Genomic DNA, 15,440 nt, shown 5'->3' on the forward strand with positions numbered 1-15,440 from the left:
ACTTGCGGCAGGTCGCGGTGTCCGCCTCACGCGACACCGCGACCGGCCGCAAGGCGTCGTCGGGCCCGACCCGGGGCGAGTGTCAGGCCGGCTCGAAGACCAGGTCGGCGTACTCGGGGTGCCGCTCGATGAACGCCCGCATGAACGGGCACTGCGGCACCAGCCGGCCGCCCTGCTCGCGCACCTGGTCCAGGGTGCCCCGGATCAGCGCGGCACCGACCCCCATGTCCTGGAACTCCGGGCGCACCTCGGTGTGGGTGAACACCCGCACCTCACCGCGCGGCAGGTACGCCGTGAAGCCGGCCAGCGCGTCGTCGACCAGGATCTCGAAGCGGTGCTCGGCGGGGTTCTCCTCGACCAGGAAGCTCACCGGCCCATTGTCTCCCGCCGGTGGGCCAGCCGGTCCAGTTCGGTCAGCAACCGGTCCACCTCGTCGGCGGTGTTGTAGTGGTAGATGCTGGCCCGGACCGCCCCGCCGTCCGCCCGCAGCCCCATCGCCTGGAAGTACTCGTAGGCGTAGTAGTCGCCGGAGGAGAGGCAGAGCCCCGCCTCGCCCAGCGCCGCCGCCAGCCCGGCCGGCGACCACCCGGCGAGCCGGAACGACACCGTCGGGCAGCGCCGCGCGGCGGCCCCGTACACGGTGACCGCCCGGTTGTCGGCCAGCCCGGCCAGCAGCCGGTCGAAGAGCGACTCCTCGTACGCCTGCGCGGCGGCCAGCCCGGCCCGGACCCGCTCCCGCCGGTCGCCGGTGGCGGTCGGGTCCAGCCCGGCCAGGTGGTCCACCGCGGCGGCCACGCCGGCCAGCAGCGGGAAGCTCGGCGTGCCCAGCTCGAACCGGTCCGGCACGGCATCGGAGGAGGGGAGCAGCTTGGCCGGGTGCAGCGACTCCCACCGGGCCGGGTCGGCCACCATCGCCGCCACGTGCGGGCCGGACCACTTGTAGGCGCTGGTGACCAGGAAGTCCGCACCCATCGAGGCGAGGTCGGTCGGGCCGTGCGGCACCGCGTGCACCCCGTCGACGCAGACCAGCGCCCCGGCCGCGTGCGCGGTCTTGGCGATCGCCGCCACGTCCGGCACCGTGCCGATCGCGTTGCTGCCGGCGGTCACCGCGACCAGCCGGGTCCGCTCGCCCACCAGCTCGGCGTACTGGCCGGCGGGCAGCTCACCGGTGGCCGGGTCGAACTCCGCCCAGCGCACGGTCGCGCCGGCAGCCTCCGCCGCCCGCACCCAGGGCCGCACGTTCCCGTCGTGGTCGAGCCGGGAGAGCACCACCTCGTCGCCCGGGCGCCAGGTCTCGCCGAGAGTCCGGGCCAGGGTGTACGTCAGCGCCGTCGCGCTCGGCCCGAGCACCACCCCGCGCGGCGCCGCGCCGAGCAGGTCGGCCACCGCGGCACGGGCGGCGTCGACCAGCTCCAGCGCGCGCCGGCCGGGCGCGAAGGCGGGGGTGCGGTTGCCGAGCGCGGTGCGCATCGCCCCGCCGACCGCGTCGATCACCGACTGCGGGGTCTGGGTGCCCCCGGCACCGTCGAAGTGGGCGAAACCCTCGGTCAGGGCGGGGTAGGCGGCCCGGGTCCGGGCAATGTCGAACGGCATGACGGGACCCTAACGCGGCGCCCCGCCCCGGCCGATGATCACTCGGGCGGAGCCGTCTCGTACCCTTGGTCGGATGACGACGCGATCCGGAACCTCCCCGCTGACCCCCACCCGCCGGGTTGCCGGCCTGCTGGCCGGCCTGGCGCTCGGTGTGGCCGTGCTGTCCGGATGCAGCTCGGAGGGGGCCGAGACCGACTGCGGCCTGGACGCCTGCACGGTCACCTTCGACCGGGGCGTCGACGCCCGCGCCACCGTCCTCGGCGTCGAGGCCAAGCTGGTCGGCGCCCAGGGCGACCAGGTCACCGTCGAGGTCGCCGGCGAGCAGCTCTCCCTCACCGTCGGCCAGCAGGCCACCGAGGTGGGCGGCTTCGCGGTCACCCTGGACAGCGTCACCGACCAGCAGGTCAAGATCCGCGTGGCGCGCGGTTCCAGCAGCTGACCAGGGTCGAGGCGGGGCCGCGGCACGTTTGGGGATCTTCGCGTTCGGAGATTGTGGCGCCATGTCGCTCACCGCGAACGCCGAAGCCACCGCCGCCCGCACCGCGGACAGCCGCTGGCTGGAACTCCTCGCCCGGGCCGGCTTCATCGGCTACGGGGTCGTGCACCTGCTCCTCGCCTGGCTGGCCCTGCAGATCGCCTTCGGCAGGCCCGGCGAGAACGGCGACCAGTCCGGGGCGCTGCGGACCATCGCCGCCCAGCCGCTGGGCCGGACGCTGGTCGTCCTGATCGCGATCGGCCTGCTGGCGATGGCGAGCTGGCAGGGTCTGGAAGCGGCCGTCGGGCACCGCGCCGAGCAGGGCAGGGAGCGCGTCGGGGAACGGGTCGCCTCCGCCGGCCGGACGATCGTCCACCTCTACTTCGCCTGGACCGCCGTCAAGGTCTTCCAGGACGCCGGCTCCAACAGCGCCGACCAGCAGGAGGCGCTGACCGGCAAGCTGATGACCTCCGGCGGCGGGCGGCTGCTGGTCGGCCTGGCCGGTCTGGTGCTCGCCGGCATCGGCGTCGGTCTGGTGATCTACGGCCTGGTCAAGCGCTTCGAGAAGCACCTCAAGACCGGCGAGATGAGCCGCCGGACCCGCACCCTGGCCCGGCGGCTCGGCGTCGTCGGCTACGTCGCCAAGGGCGTCGCGTACGGCATCGCCGGCCTGTTGATCGTCGTTGCCGCAGTCAGCTACGACCCGGAGAAGGCCCGGGGTCTGGACGCCGCGCTGCGCACCCTGCGCGACCGGTCCTACGGCCAGGTTCTGCTGGTGCTGGTCGCGCTCGGCATCGCCGCCTTCGGCACGTTCTGCTTCCTCCGGTCCCGGTACCGCAAGGTCTGAGCTGGTCGATACCGGAAATGCCGGGCACCATAGGGCCTTTGCCCGAAGTCCGGTCCGGAGGGGGAGAGCCCGTGCAGGACTTCCTGGAGACGATCGTCGCCGCGGCCGCCGTGGCGGCGATCGCCCTGTTGCTCGTCGAGGTGGTGCACCGGGCGCTGCGCCGGTTCGGCCGGCGGTCGCAGCTGACGGCCGAGCTGACCGAGCACGTGTACCGCCCGTTCCAGGTGGCCGCCACCGTCCTCGCCGTCCAGTTCGCGGTCCGGTTCACCACCGGGTACGCCGTCGGCACGCCCTGGCGGCAGGTGGCGCTGCACACCCTGGTGCTGACCGTGGTCGCCGCGACGGCCTGGCTGGTCGCCGCGCTGCTGGTGGCGGTGGAGGACACCGCCCTGGCCCGGTTCCGGGTGGACGTGCCGAACAACCGGCACGCCCGCCGGGTACGCACCCAGGTGGTGCTGCTGCGCCGGCTGACCATCGTGGTGATCGTGGTGCTGACCGTCGGCGTCATGCTGATGACCTTCCCCGCCGTACGCGGCATCGGCGCCGGGGTGCTGACCTCCGCCGGTGTGGTCGGTGTGGTCGCCGCCCTGGCCGCCCAGAGTCTGCTCGGCAACGTCATCGCCGGCCTCCAGCTCGCCTTCAGCGACGCGGTACGCCTCGACGACGTGGTCGTGGTCGAGGGGGAGTGGGGCCGGATCGAGGAGCTGACCCTGAGCTACGTGGTGGTGCAGATCTGGGACGACCGCCGGCTGATCCTGCCCACCTCGTACTTCACCAGCACCCCGTTCGAGAACTGGACCCGCACCGAGGCCGCCGTCCTCGGCACCGCCGAGTTCGAGGTGGACTGGGCGATCCCGGTGCAGGCGATGCGCGAGGAGCTGCGCCGCCTGGTGGAGAGCACCGAGCTGTGGGACGGCCGGGTCTGCGTGCTCCAGGTGACCGACGCGACCGGCGGCACGATCACCGTCCGGGCGCTGGTCAGCGCCGGCGACGCGGGCAGCCTGTGGGACCTGCGCTGCCTGGTCCGGGAGCACCTGGTCGGCTGGGTCCGGGACCACCGCCCGACCGCGCTGCCGCGGACCCGCACCGAGATCGGTGACGCCTCCGGCGCCCTGGAGTGGCAGTGGGTGCGGCCCCGCCAGCCGGTGCGCCGCCGCCAGGAGCCCGAACTGCCCGACGACGCCCGCGTCTTCGGCGGCAGCGACGACGGCGCCGCGCGCAGCGAGGCCTTCGTCGGCCCCGAGGAGCACGCCGACGCCCGCCGCTGAGCGACCCTCCGTCCGCACCCGCCGGCCGGCCTCCGCGCCGGCCGGCGGGTGCTTTCGTCGTACCGGCTTCCGCGTTTCGCCGGACGCTGCGGGTCCACCTGGGGTCAGATGTGGTTGGTCACTGCACGCAGGATTGACGGGCGGCGACTCCGGGCATACAGCGCGGTGATGATGAAAGGAGGACAGCATGGCTGACGTGGCGAAGCACCAGACGTCCCGGACCGGGAGCGAGCCGTCCACCGCCGAACTGGTGCAGCGGGCCACCGAGCAGGTGTCCCGCCTCGTCCGGGACGAACTGGCGCTGGCTCGGGCGGAGTTGACCCGGAAGGGCAAGCACGCCGGGATCGGAATCGGTCTCTTCGGCGGGGGCGGAGCGCTGGCCCTGTACGGGTTGGGCGCGCTGGTCACCGCCGCGGTGCTGCTGCTGGACCTGGTCCTGCCGGCGTGGCTGGCCGCCCTGATCGTGGCGGTGGCGCTCTTCCTGGTCGCCGGGGTGCTCGCCCTGGTCGGCAAGCAGCAGGTCAGCCAGGCGGTCCCGCCGGTGCCGGCGTCGACGGTGCGGAGCGTCCGGGCGGACGTGGACGTCGTCACGGCGGCGGTGAAGGACAGGGGACGGGCATGACGGGCAACGGGACCGGTGACGCGGAGGCGCTCCGCGAGGAGATCCGGCGCACCCGGGTGGAGTTGGGCGAGACGATGGAGTTGTTGGCCGCCAGGGCCGACGTCAAGGCCCGCCTGCGGGAGTCCGCCGGCCAGGCGAAGGAGCGGATGCGCGAGCAGGCCGCGCAGACCGTCGCCCGGATGCGCGGGCAGGCGGCGCAGAAGGCCGACGTCGCGCGGGCGCAGGCACACGAGAAGGGCGGGGCGGTCCGGCGCAACCCGATGCCGTGGGCGACGGTCGCGGCCGGCGCCGTGGCGGCGGTGGTCGTGCTGCTGATCGTGCGGGGGAGGCGCAGGTGAACAAGGGCATCGGTAGGGCCGCGTACAAACCCGTCGGGGTACTGCTCGGTCTGGCCGCCGGCACGGTCGCCGGGGCGATCTTCCGGCAGGTCTGGAAGGTGACCGCCGGTGACGGCGAGGCCCCCAGCGCGACCGACGAGAACCGCCGCTGGGGCGAGATCCTGGCCGCGGCCGCGTTGCAGGGCGCCATCTTCGCGGTCGTCCGGGCCGCTGTGGACCGGGGCGGTGCGGTCGGCGTACGACGGCTGACCGGCCGCTGGCCGGACTGAGCCGCAGAGGTCGAAGGCCCCCCTCCCGCATCGACGGGTGGGGGGCCTTTCGCACGGCCGGAGACACCCGCCCAGCTGATCAAGGGCATCCGTCAGGTCACATGTCGGAAAATTTCGTCGGGTAGGCTGTGCAGAGTTTTTGCGTACGTGGTTTGCTGTCCCCGCTGTTGCGAGATGGCGTGGGTTGAGAGAAGTCTCCTACGTGGGGGCCGCCTCAGGCGCCGCTGCTCGAAAACGGCCAATCGGCCGCACGGCGTGCTCGGCCGCCAGTTTTAGAAGGAGATTCACATGGCGCAGGGAACCGTGAAGTGGTTCAACGCTGACAAGGGCTTCGGCTTCATCACCGTCGACGGCGGGGGTGCTGACGTGTTCGTCCACTTCTCGGCCATCCAGACCAGCGGCTACCGCTCGCTGGAGGAGAACCAGCGGGTGGAGTTCGAGATCGCCCAGGGTCAGAAGGGTCCGCAGGCCGAGCAGGTCCGCCCCCTCTGAGCAGTGCCGGTCGGCAGCCGCCGGCCCGGGTGATCCGGCCCCCCGGATCGACGAGAAGCCCCGTGTCCTGCAGGGATGCGGGGCTTTCCGCGTATCCGGGCCGGGTGCGCCGGCGACCGCCGCCGGTTGGCCCGCCGGGTGGCCGCCGGACGGGTCGGTCAGCTGCGGCGACGGGCCCGCAGGCCGCGCCAGAGCACCACGAGTCCGATCAGGATCAGCACCGGCCCGACCACCGCCCAGATCCGCTGGTCGGTCATCACGCTGCCGCCGACGTACCCGAGGCCCTGCACCGTCCACACCCCCCCGACCACCACGGCCAGCAGCCCGAGGGTGAGCGTCAGCCAGCCCCTCATCGGTCCCTCCTCGCCTTCGCCGGTGGACCCGGCCCTCCGGTCAGCATGCGGCCCGACCGGGCGGTACGCGAGCACCGCCCCCGGCGCGGCTCACCACCGGTCGTGCACCGGGGGCCGTACCAGTTCGTCGTAGACCGCGCTGACCTGGCCCCAGTCGGCGCCGAGCTGCCAGGCGCCGAGGTCGACCACACCCACCCGCCGGCCGAGCCGGTCCAAGCTGCGCTGTTCCATCCGACCCAGCCTAGTGATCGCCTTGCCGGGCCGCGGCGCGGGCCGTAGGGTCGCACCAAGACGTACGTACGGTTTGGAGGCTGCGATGTGGGACCCGACGACCTACCTGCGCTACGGCGACGAACGGTCCCGACCGTTCCACGACCTCGTCGCCCGCGTGCCGGCCGACCGGCCGCGCACCGTGGTCGACCTCGGCTGCGGGCCCGGCACCCTGACCGCCGCCCTCGCCGCCCGCTGGCCGGACGCTGAGGTCCGCGGCGTCGACTCGTCCCCGGAGATGATCGCCCGGGCCGCCGCCCTGGACGCCCCGGTCGAGTTCACCGTCGGTGACGTCCGGGACTGGCGGCCCGCGCCCGACGTCGACGTGGTCGTCTGCAACGCCGTGCTGCAGTGGGTGCCCGACCATCGGGAACTGCTCATCCGCTGGGCCCGCGAGCTGCCGGCCGGCGCGTGGCTGGCGTTCCAGGTCCCCGGCAACTTCGACGCCCCCTCGCACCGGGCGTTGCGCGAGGTCGCCCGCCGGGACCGCTGGGCCGCCACGCTGGCGCCGCTGCTGCGCGACACCCCGGTCGACGACGCCGTCGGCTACGCCGCGTCGCTGGCCGCCGCCGGCTGCGCGGTCGACGCCTGGGAGACTGTCTACGTGCACCTGCTGCCGGCCGAGACCGCCGCCGACCACCCGGTGCTGGCCTGGATGGAGGGCACGGCGCTGCGTCCGGTCCGGGCCGCGCTGGACGCCGCCGGCTGGGCGGACTTCCGGGCCGAGCTGGGCGTACGCCTCGCCGAGGCGTACCCGGTGCGGCAGGGTCAGGTGTACTTTCCGTTCCGCCGGATCTTCGTGGTCGCCCGCACCGGCGCCCGTGCAGAGGAGAACCTGTGACCGACCTGCCCACCTTCATCGCCGGACTGCCCAAGGTGGAGCTGCACGTGCACCACGTCGGCTCCGCCTCGCCCCGGATCGTCGCCGAGCTGGCCGCCCGGCACGAGGGGCGCAGCCCGGTCCCGGCGGACCCGGAGGCGCTCGCCGACTACTTCGCGTTCCGCGACTTCGCCCACTTCATCGAGGTCTACCTCAGCGTCGTGGACCTGATCCGGGACCCGGAGGACGTCTGGATCCTCACCCACGAGGTCGCCCGCGAGCTGGCCCGCCAGCAGGTCCGGTACGCCGAGCTGACCGTCACCCCGTACTCGCACGTGCGCCGTGGCATCCCCGCCCCGGCGTTCTGCGAGGCGATCGAGGACGCCCGCAAGCGGGCCGAGGCCGACTTCGGCATCGCGCTGCGCTGGTGCTTCGACATCCCGGGCGAGGCCGGGCTGCCGGCGGCCGAGGAGACCCTGCGGATCGCCCTGGACCAGCGGCCGGACGGGCTGATCAGCTTCGGCCTCGGCGGACCGGAGGTCGGGGTGCCCCGGCCGCAGTTCAAGCCGTACTTCGACCAGGCCCGGGCGGCCGGGCTGCGCTCGGTGCCGCACGCGGGCGAGACCACCGGCCCGCAGACGGTCTGGGACGCCCTGCGCGACCTGGGCGCCGAGCGGATCGGCCACGGCATCTCCGCCGCCGAGGACCCGGAGCTGCTGGCGTACCTGGCCGAGCACCGGATCGCCCTGGAGGTCTGCCCGACCTCCAACGTCCGTACCCGGGCCGTGGCGCACCTCTCCGAGCACCCGCTGCGGCGGCTGGTCGACGCGGGCGTGCTGGTCACCGTCAACTCCGACGACCCGCCGATGTTCGGCACCACCCTGAACGACGAGTACGCGGTGGCCGCCCGGCTGCTCGACCTCGGCCCGGACGGGCTGGCCGGGCTGGCCCGGGACGCGGTGACCGCCTCGTTCCTCGAGCCGGCGGAGAAGGCCCGGATCAGCGCCGAGATCGACGCCTGGTCGGCGGCCGCGACGCGCTGAGCGGGCGCGCGGCCGGGTCACGCTGGCCGGAGCAGCCGGCTGACGGACGGGCTCATCGGGTCACCTCACGACTGTCGGGCCGGTGAGAGGTGGGCGCGCGGCGGGGGCGGGTGTGGGGGACCGTGCCCCCGCCGCGGCTCGGGCTCCACCGGCCGGCAGTTGTCAGGGGCGACAGACCGGTGGAGCTGATGGGTTCTCACTGATGCTGACAGGACGCGGCCGGTGTGCCGCCCGCGTTAACCCGGATCTAAGGAAGACCTGCGCCGCCCCACAGACAGGGCCCGTCCGCCTCGCCGTCGGGGCGCGGTAGCCCCCGTCCCCGGCGGAACGGCCGCCGAAGGGGCGCACCCGGCCGTTGGGGTCAGTCGTCGGAGGGGCGCTGCCGGGACCACCGGCGCCCGCCGGTCTTCTGCTCCCGGGCCTCCCGGGCCCTCCGGCCGACCAGCCCGAAGCGGTTGACCTGCCGGGGCGTCGCCTCCGGGTCGGCCAGCAGCATCACCACGCTGGCCCCGCCCAGCCGGGCCCGGTCGATGCTCACCGAACCGTTGGCCTGCAACGCCACCCGCTTGGCGATGTCCAGCCCCAGCCCGGTGGAGCCCTGGTCGCTGGTGCCCCGGCGCAGCGCCCGGTCCGGGTCGGTGATGCCCGGCCCGGCGTCGTCGATCCGGATCGCCACGTACCCGTCCCGGCGGGAGACCGCCACCTCGAACGCCGTCCCCTGCGGGGTGTAACGGAACACGTTGCCGATCACCGCGTCCAGCGCGGCGGCCAGCTCGGCGCGGGGCACCGGCGCCGGGATGCGCAGCTGGGCGCCGCTGACCCGGTGCGGCCGGTTCTGGTCGCCGGCCAGCGCCGCCCAGAACACCATCCGGTCCCGGACCACCTCGCTGACGTCGCACTCCGCCGGCCCGGCCTCGTGCGCCACCGCCTTGCGGGTGGTCTTGATCAGCACGTCGATCTCGCCCTCCAGGGTGACGATCGCCTGCCGGATCCGGCGGATCGCACGGCGCCGGTCCAGCTCCGCCGGGGTGAACGAGCCGACGCTGGTGTCGTCGGAGTCCAGCCCCTCGGCGTCCAGCCGCAACACCGTCAGCGGGGTCCGCAGCCGGTGCGACAGGTCCGCCACCAGCTCCCGTTCGTCCGTGCGAGAGGCGGCCATCCGGTCGGCCATCCGGTTGAACGCGTACCCGGCCTCGGCCAGCTCCCGTGGGCCGCTCGGCTCGACCCGGACTCCCAGGTCGCCGTCGCCGACGGCCAGGGCGGCCTTCACCAGCCCCCGGGTGGAGTCGACCGCCCGGGCCGCGACCCGGTCCACCACGATCACGGCGGCCCCGACCAGGGCCACGGCGACGGCGGTCAGCAGCAGCCAGGTGCCGCCGGAGTCCTCGTCGAGGTCGGCCGCGGGGACGAAGACCTCCACCACGGCGACCTTGTCGTCGAGCACCACCGGGTCCAGCCGCAACGCCCCGCCGGGGACGTCGGTGACCACCGACCGCTGCTCGGCGCGGGCCCGCTGCAGGTCCGCCTCGGAGGCCCGACCGGCGGTCTCGTCCCCGCCGAGTCCGTGCACCACCGGCCGGGTGGCCGGGTCGTCCCCGCCGGCCTCGACGGCCCGCCGCACGGCCGCCGGTTCGGTGCTGACCGCGAGCGCCCCGGTGACCAGCGCGCTGCGCCGTGCCGCGTCGGCCAGCGCCTCGTCGCGGACGTCGTCGCGCAGGCTCACTCCGAGCGGAACCAGGAACGCCAGCGCGACCAGCGCGCACATGCCGGCCGTGAGGTAGGCCAGCGCCAGCCTCAGTCCGGGGCCACCAGCCGGAAGCCCACCCCCCGCACGGTGCGCAGGTAACGCGGCTTCGCCGCGGACTCGCCCATTTTGCGGCGGAGCCAGTAGAGGTGAACGTCGATGGTCTGATCCTCGCCGACCGACGGCTGCCGCCATACCTCCTCCAAGAGCTCCCGCCGGGACACTACCCGGCCGGGTCGTGCGGCGAGATACGCCAGCAGGTCGAATTCCTTGCGGGTCAGCGCCAGCGGCCCCCCGTCGAGCACCGCGCTGCGCTCACCCACGTCCACCCGCAGGCCGCCCACCGTATGCACCGCCGGCTGCACCGTACGGCTGGCCCGGCCCACCCGGCGCAGCACGGTGGTGATCCGGGCGTCGAGGTGGGCGCCGGTGAACGGCTTGACCATGTAGTCGTCCGCGCCGGCCCGCAGCAGCCGGACCACCGACTGCTCGTCGTCGCGGGCGGTGGCGATGATGATCGGGACGTCGGTGATGCCGCGCAGCATCCGCAGCGCGTCCGAGCCGTCCAGGTCGGGCAGGCCGAGGTCGAGTACGACGAGGTCGGGGGTCTCGGCGGCGACCCGGCGCAACGCGTCCAGCGCCGTGCCGACCGCGTGCACCGCGTGCCCCCGCTCGCTGAGGGAACGCAGCATCGCGCCGCGTACGACGTGGTCGTCTTCGACCAGGAGTACGGTGGCCACGTCAGCACCGTACTGCCCGGGGCAAGTTGATCGCGTTGCGGCGTGCCCGCCGACGGGGCAAGCTGACACGACGATGACGTTCACGCTGTTTCCCGACACCCGGCTGGCCCTGGCCCGGGACAGTCTCACCGGCCTGTCCGTCGGTGACGCCCTGGGATCGCAGTTCTTCGTCCCGGGCCGGCGCCCGGACGACATGGCGGCCGGACGCCTTCCGCCGCCGCCCTGGCGGTGGACCGACGACACCGAGATGGCCTGCTCGGTCGTCGCCGAGCTCGCCGAGCACGGTGACATCGACCGGGACCGGCTCGCGCTCGCCTTCGCCGAGCGCTGTGAGCCGTACCGGGGATACGGCCCCGGGGCCGTGGTGATCCTGCGACTGATCCGCACCGGCACGCCCTGGCCGGTGGCCGCCGCGTCCGCGTTCGACGGGCAGGGTTCCTGCGGTAACGGCGCGGCGATGCGGGTCGGCCCGCTCGGCGCCTGGTTCGCCGACTCCACCACCCGGGCGGCGGCGCAGGCCCGCGCGTCCGCCGAGGTCACCCACGCCCACCCCGAGGGGATCGCCGGCGCGGTCGCGGTGGCCGTCGCCGCCGCGCTCGCCGCCCGGGCCCGCCTGGACGGCGACCGACCCGACCCGGCCCGGCTGCTCGCCGCGGTCGCCGCCACGCTGGACCCCGCCGCCGAGGTCCACCGCCGGGTACGCCGCGCCGCCGGGCTGCTCGGCCGGGGCCTGCCGGAGGTCGTCGAGGCGCTCGGCAACGGCGCCGGGGTCACCGCCCAGGACACCGTGGCGTTCACCCTCTGGGTCGCCGCCACCCACCTCGACGACTACCCGGCGGCGATCCGGGCCTGCGTCGAGGCGGGCGGGGACGTCGACACCACCGCCGCGATCGTCGGCGCGATCGTGTCCGCCCACACCGGGGTCGGCACGCCCGGCGGGATACCGGACGGCTGGCTGGCGGCGCGGGAGCCGCTGCCCGACTGGGTGCGCTGACCTCAGCGCGACCCCACCGGTTCGCCCGGGACGCCGGCGGCCGAGCGCTCGCCGTCGGGCTGCTCCTGCGTCGACGGGTCGCCCTCGGGCTGGTCGCCGTCGCCGTCGTCCGCCGCCGCGCGGGCGGACACCGGGTCCCATCCTTTCCCGACGGCCGGGCGGAAAGGGGCGACCGATAGCATCGCAGGAGCCGGAACCGGCACCATCCGTACCGTCTGCAGCTGAGGAGTCACCGTGTCCGCACCCCGTACCCCCGTCGTGGCCGACCCCGTCGTCGTCGCCGCCGGGACGACGGCGGCCGACGCGGTGGCCGCGGCCGGGCTGCCCGTGGCCGGGCCGAAGGCGATCGTGGTGGTCCGCGACCCGCAGGGCCAGCTGCGCGACCTCGACTGGAAGCCGGCCGAGGAGACCAGCGTCGAGCCGGTCACCCTCGACTCGCCGGACGGGCTCAACGTGCTGCGGCACTCCACCGCGCACGTGCTCGCCCAGGCCGTGCAGGACGTCTTCCCGGAGGCCAGGCTCGGCATCGGCCCGCCCATCGAGAACGGCTTCTACTACGACTTCGCCGTCGACAAGCCGTTCCAGCCCGACGACCTGGGCAAGCTCGAGAAGCGGATGCAGGAGATCATCAAGTCCGGCCAGCGGTTCCGCCGCCGCCGGTTCCGCAGCCTCGACGAGGCGAAGGCCGAGCTGGCCGCCGAGCCGTTCAAGCTGGAGCTGATCGACGTCAAGGGGGAGGGGCTGGACTCCTCCCAGGTGATGGAGGTGGGCGGCGGCGAGCTGACCATCTACGACAACCTCGCCGCGAACGAGGACAAGGTCTGCTGGTCGGACCTGTGCCGTGGGCCGCACCTGCCGAACACCCGGCTGATCGGCGCGTTCAAGCTGATGCGCTCGGCCGCCGCCTACTGGCGCGGCTCGGAGAAGAACCCGCAGCTGCAGCGGGTGTACGGCACGGCGTGGCCGACCCGGGACGAGCTCAAGGCGTACCTGAAGCTGCTGGAGGAGGCCGCCCGGCGCGACCACCGCAAGCTCGGCGCGGACCTCGACCTGTTCAGCTTCCCCGACGAGATCGGCTCCGGCCTGGCGGTCTTCCACCCCAAGGGCGGCATCATCCGCCGGGAGATGGAGAACTACTCGCGCCGCCGGCACGAGGCGGCCGGGTACGAGTTCGTCAACACCCCGCACATCACCAAGGCACAGCTCTTCGAGACCTCCGGTCACCTGCCCTACTACGCCGACACGATGTTCCCGCCCATGCAGTTGGAGGGTGCGGACTACTACCTCAAGGCGATGAACTGCCCGATGCACAACCTGATCTTCAGGGCGCGTGGGCGGTCCTACCGGGAGCTGCCGCTGCGGCTGTTCGAGTTCGGCACGGTCTACCGGTACGAGAAGTCGGGCGTGGTGCACGGCCTGACCCGGGTGCGCGGCCTCACGCAGGACGACTCGCACATCTACTGCACCCGGGAGCAGATGCCGGGTGAGCTGTCCACCCTGCTGACGTTCGTGCTCGACCTGCTGCGTGACTACGGCCTGGACGACTTCTACCTGGAGCTGTCCACCCGGGACGACTCGCCGAAGTTCATCGGCAGCGACGAGGACTGGGCGGAGGCGACCGAGGCGCTGCGCACCGCCGCCGAGTCCTCCGGGCTGGACCTGGTGCCGGACCCGGGCGGCGCGGCCTTCTACGGCCCGAAGATCTCGGTGCAGGCCAGGGACGCCATCGGCCGGACCTGGCAGATGTCCACCATCCAGGTCGACTTCAACCAACCGGCCCGGTTCGGCCTGGAGTACCAGGCCGCCGACGGCAGCCGGCAGCGGCCGGTGATGATCCACCGGGCGCTCTTCGGCTCGATCGAGCGCTTCTTCGGCGTGCTCACCGAGCACTACGCCGGCGCGTTCCCGGCCTGGCTGGCGCCGGTGCAGGTGGTCGGCATCCCGATCCGCGAGGACCACACCGACTACCTGCACGGCTTCGTCGCCGCGCTGCGCGCCGAGGGCATCCGGGCCCAGGTCGACGCGGGTGACGACCGGATGCAGAAGAAGATCCGCACTGCCCAGCAGCAGAAGATCCCGTTCATGGTGATCGCCGGCGACGACGACGTGGCCGCCGGCACCGTCTCCTTCCGCTACCGGGACGGCTCGCAGCGCAACGGCGTGCCGATGGCCGAGGCGGTCACGCACGTGCTGGACGTGGTCAGCTCCCGCGCCAACTCCGGGCCGTCCGCCGAGAGCTGACACTCCCCGAAGGAAACCGCGCGGCTCACCCCGCGGCCCTGGCCGGCCGGTCCGGACGGGTGGGATCCGCTGCGGTGACCGTAGGATCGGCGATGTGACTGGGGCGGAGCGGCACTTCCACGACGGCGCGGACAACGGCTTGGCGGACGGGCTGGACCGGCTCTGGACGCCGCACCGGATGACCTACATCTCCGGTGACGACCGGCCCGAGGGCGGCTACGAGAAGCCCACCGGCTGCCCGTTCTGCCTGGCCCCCGGGCTTTCGGCCGAGGAGAGCCTGGTCGTGGCCCGGGGCGAGCACGTCTTCGTGGTGCTCAACCTCTACCCGTACAACCCTGGTCACCTGCTGGTCTGCCCGTACCGGCACGTGGCCGACTACACCGAGCTCGACCCGGCGGAGACGGTCGAGCTGGCCGTGTTCACCCAGACCGCGATGCGGGTGGTCCGCCAGGTCAGCAGCGCGCACGGGTTCAACCTCGGGATGAACCAGGGCGGGGTGGCCGGCGCCGGCATCGCCGCGCACCTGCACCAGCACGTGGTGCCGCGGTGGGGTGGCGACGCCAACTTCATGCCGGTGATCGGCCGGACGAAGGTTCTGCCCCAGCTGCTCGCCGACAGCCGCGAGCTGCTCGCCAAGGCCTGGCCGGCCTGACCGTCCGCGCGCTCTATGATCTTGTGCATGGCCCTGCTGCACCGCGCGACGATGCGTCCCACCAAGCTCGAACTGCTGGCGCAGTGGCTCCCCGGCCGTCCCTGGTACCACGGGCCGGCCGGCACCGAGGCGGTGCGGGTGGCGGCCTACCGGTTCGACGACCCGGCCGGCGCGGTCGGGATCGAGACGATCCTCGTCCGGGCCGGGGACGGGCCGGTCCACCAGGTTCCGCTGACCTACCGCGACGCACCGCTGGACGGCGCCGACGGCTGGCTGGTCGGCACCACCGAGCACTCGGTGCTCGGGCGGCGCTGGGTGTACGACGCCTGCGGGGACCCGGTCTACGCCGCGTGCCTGGCCGCCGCCGTCCTCGCCGGGACCGGCCAGGCGGAGGAGTACTTCGAGGTCGACGGCGTCCGGGAGCGGCGCGTTCCCTCGATGACCATCGACACCGTCGGTGCCCGGACCGCCGACCTGCCCGACATGGGCGCGCCCCGCCGGGTGGTGGACGCCGACCGGGCGCTCATCGTGACCGACACCGTCGAGCTCGCGGTCGTCCGCCGCCCCGGCGATCCCGGTGGGCCGGCCGGTGGCGTGCCCGCCGACGCCACGCTGACCGGTGCCTGGGACGGTCAGCCCACCCCGCTGCCGCTGGCGTACGCCACCCGGCGCTGACCCC

General features: G+C 73.9%; 20 protein-coding genes. 13 read left to right on the plus strand and 7 right to left on the minus strand.

From position 1 onward, the window contains the following. Positions 1-82 precede the first annotated feature (82 nt). Together AB0I41_RS16940 and AB0I41_RS16945 are read right to left on the minus strand one after the other, a co-directional pair. Entirely contained in the window at positions 83-370 is a 288-nt protein-coding gene (locus AB0I41_RS16940; protein WP_357107860.1) for a GNAT family N-acetyltransferase, read from the minus strand. Beyond that, positions 367-1,593 carry a cysteine desulfurase-like protein gene (locus tag AB0I41_RS16945; RefSeq protein ID WP_357107862.1) on the minus strand — a complete coding sequence of 409 codons (1,227 nt, stop codon included), beginning with the start codon at positions 1,591-1,593 and terminating at the stop codon, positions 367-369. The genes AB0I41_RS16940 and AB0I41_RS16945 overlap by 4 nt, the downstream gene beginning before the upstream one ends. A gap of 73 nt (positions 1,594-1,666) precedes the next feature. Here AB0I41_RS16945 and AB0I41_RS16950 point away from each other — a divergent pair, with 73 nt between their 5' ends. From AB0I41_RS16950 to AB0I41_RS16980, 7 genes are all read left to right on the plus strand, one after another. Further along, a complete protein-coding gene (locus AB0I41_RS16950) occupies positions 1,667-2,032 on the plus strand; it encodes a hypothetical protein (protein WP_357107865.1) in 366 nt (121 codons plus the stop codon). Positions 2,033-2,093: 61 nt separating this feature from the next. Beyond that, positions 2,094-2,915, plus strand: a complete 822-nt coding sequence (locus AB0I41_RS16955; protein WP_357107868.1) for a DUF1206 domain-containing protein — start codon at positions 2,094-2,096, stop codon at positions 2,913-2,915. Between the two features lie 71 nt (positions 2,916-2,986). After that, positions 2,987-4,183, plus strand: coding sequence for a mechanosensitive ion channel domain-containing protein (locus AB0I41_RS16960; RefSeq protein WP_357107870.1), 1,197 nt, complete (start codon positions 2,987-2,989; stop codon positions 4,181-4,183). A gap of 187 nt (positions 4,184-4,370) precedes the next feature. After that, positions 4,371-4,805: a phage holin family protein gene (locus AB0I41_RS16965; RefSeq protein ID WP_357107873.1), complete on the plus strand. Its 435-nt coding sequence runs from the start codon at positions 4,371-4,373 to the stop codon at positions 4,803-4,805. After that, positions 4,802-5,143 (plus strand): DUF3618 domain-containing protein, encoded by a 342-nt coding sequence (locus AB0I41_RS16970; RefSeq protein WP_357107875.1) that lies wholly within the window; start codon positions 4,802-4,804, stop codon positions 5,141-5,143. The genes AB0I41_RS16965 and AB0I41_RS16970 overlap by 4 nt, the downstream gene beginning before the upstream one ends. Continuing rightward, entirely contained in the window at positions 5,140-5,412 is a 273-nt protein-coding gene (locus tag AB0I41_RS16975; RefSeq protein WP_357107877.1) for a DUF4235 domain-containing protein, read from the plus strand. The genes AB0I41_RS16970 and AB0I41_RS16975 overlap by 4 nt, the downstream gene beginning before the upstream one ends. Before the next feature lie 288 nt (positions 5,413-5,700). After that, positions 5,701-5,904, plus strand: coding sequence for a cold-shock protein (locus tag AB0I41_RS16980; RefSeq protein WP_007458127.1), 204 nt, complete (start codon positions 5,701-5,703; stop codon positions 5,902-5,904). A gap of 158 nt (positions 5,905-6,062) precedes the next feature. Here the strand turns inward: AB0I41_RS16980 and AB0I41_RS16985 are convergent, their stop codons facing one another. Together AB0I41_RS16985 and AB0I41_RS16990 are read right to left on the minus strand one after the other, a co-directional pair. Continuing rightward, positions 6,063-6,257: a hypothetical protein gene (locus AB0I41_RS16985; RefSeq protein WP_357107881.1), complete on the minus strand. Its 195-nt coding sequence runs from the start codon at positions 6,255-6,257 to the stop codon at positions 6,063-6,065. A 90-nt stretch (positions 6,258-6,347) separates the two neighbouring features. Further along, positions 6,348-6,488 (minus strand): hypothetical protein, encoded by a 141-nt coding sequence (locus AB0I41_RS16990; RefSeq protein ID WP_357107883.1) that lies wholly within the window; start codon positions 6,486-6,488, stop codon positions 6,348-6,350. An 85-nt stretch (positions 6,489-6,573) separates the two neighbouring features. Between AB0I41_RS16990 and AB0I41_RS16995 the strand changes: the two genes are divergently transcribed. Both AB0I41_RS16995 and AB0I41_RS17000 read left to right on the plus strand, forming a co-directional pair. Next, positions 6,574-7,368 (plus strand): trans-aconitate 2-methyltransferase, encoded by a 795-nt coding sequence (locus tag AB0I41_RS16995; RefSeq protein WP_357107886.1) that lies wholly within the window; start codon positions 6,574-6,576, stop codon positions 7,366-7,368. Next, positions 7,365-8,390, plus strand: a complete 1,026-nt coding sequence (locus AB0I41_RS17000) for an adenosine deaminase (protein ID WP_357107889.1) — start codon at positions 7,365-7,367, stop codon at positions 8,388-8,390. The genes AB0I41_RS16995 and AB0I41_RS17000 overlap by 4 nt, the downstream gene beginning before the upstream one ends. Before the next feature lie 361 nt (positions 8,391-8,751). Here the strand turns inward: AB0I41_RS17000 and AB0I41_RS17005 are convergent, their stop codons facing one another. Continuing rightward, positions 8,752-10,155 (minus strand): HAMP domain-containing sensor histidine kinase, encoded by a 1,404-nt coding sequence (locus tag AB0I41_RS17005; protein ID WP_357107892.1) that lies wholly within the window; start codon positions 10,153-10,155, stop codon positions 8,752-8,754. Between the two features lie 29 nt (positions 10,156-10,184). Next, the gene (locus AB0I41_RS17010; protein WP_357107895.1) at positions 10,185-10,874 is read right to left on the minus strand and encodes a response regulator transcription factor; all 690 of its coding nucleotides are present in this window, start codon (positions 10,872-10,874) and stop codon (positions 10,185-10,187) included. Positions 10,875-10,947: 73 nt separating this feature from the next. Between AB0I41_RS17010 and AB0I41_RS17015 the strand changes: the two genes are divergently transcribed. Beyond that, positions 10,948-11,868: an ADP-ribosylglycohydrolase family protein gene (locus AB0I41_RS17015; RefSeq protein ID WP_357107898.1), complete on the plus strand. Its 921-nt coding sequence runs from the start codon at positions 10,948-10,950 to the stop codon at positions 11,866-11,868. A gap of 2 nt (positions 11,869-11,870) precedes the next feature. Here the strand turns inward: AB0I41_RS17015 and AB0I41_RS17020 are convergent, their stop codons facing one another. Next, positions 11,871-11,999, minus strand: a complete 129-nt coding sequence (locus tag AB0I41_RS17020) for a hypothetical protein (RefSeq protein ID WP_357107900.1) — start codon at positions 11,997-11,999, stop codon at positions 11,871-11,873. Positions 12,000-12,102: 103 nt separating this feature from the next. On the opposite strand from AB0I41_RS17020, the gene thrS reads away from it, so the two are divergent. From thrS to AB0I41_RS17035, 3 genes are all read left to right on the plus strand, one after another. Beyond that, positions 12,103-14,109 (plus strand): threonine--tRNA ligase, encoded by a 2,007-nt coding sequence (thrS, locus tag AB0I41_RS17025; protein WP_357107903.1) that lies wholly within the window; start codon positions 12,103-12,105, stop codon positions 14,107-14,109. 139 nt (positions 14,110-14,248) lie between these two features. Further along, a complete protein-coding gene (locus AB0I41_RS17030; protein ID WP_357107977.1) occupies positions 14,249-14,761 on the plus strand; it encodes an HIT domain-containing protein in 513 nt (170 codons plus the stop codon). Positions 14,762-14,788: 27 nt separating this feature from the next. Then, positions 14,789-15,436 carry a hypothetical protein gene (locus AB0I41_RS17035; RefSeq protein WP_357107906.1) on the plus strand — a complete coding sequence of 216 codons (648 nt, stop codon included), beginning with the start codon at positions 14,789-14,791 and terminating at the stop codon, positions 15,434-15,436. The last annotated feature ends 4 nt before the right edge of the window (positions 15,437-15,440 follow it).

This window comes from Micromonospora sp. NPDC050200 (assembly GCF_040656135.1).
Classification (GTDB): domain Bacteria; phylum Actinomycetota; class Actinomycetes; order Mycobacteriales; family Micromonosporaceae; genus Micromonospora.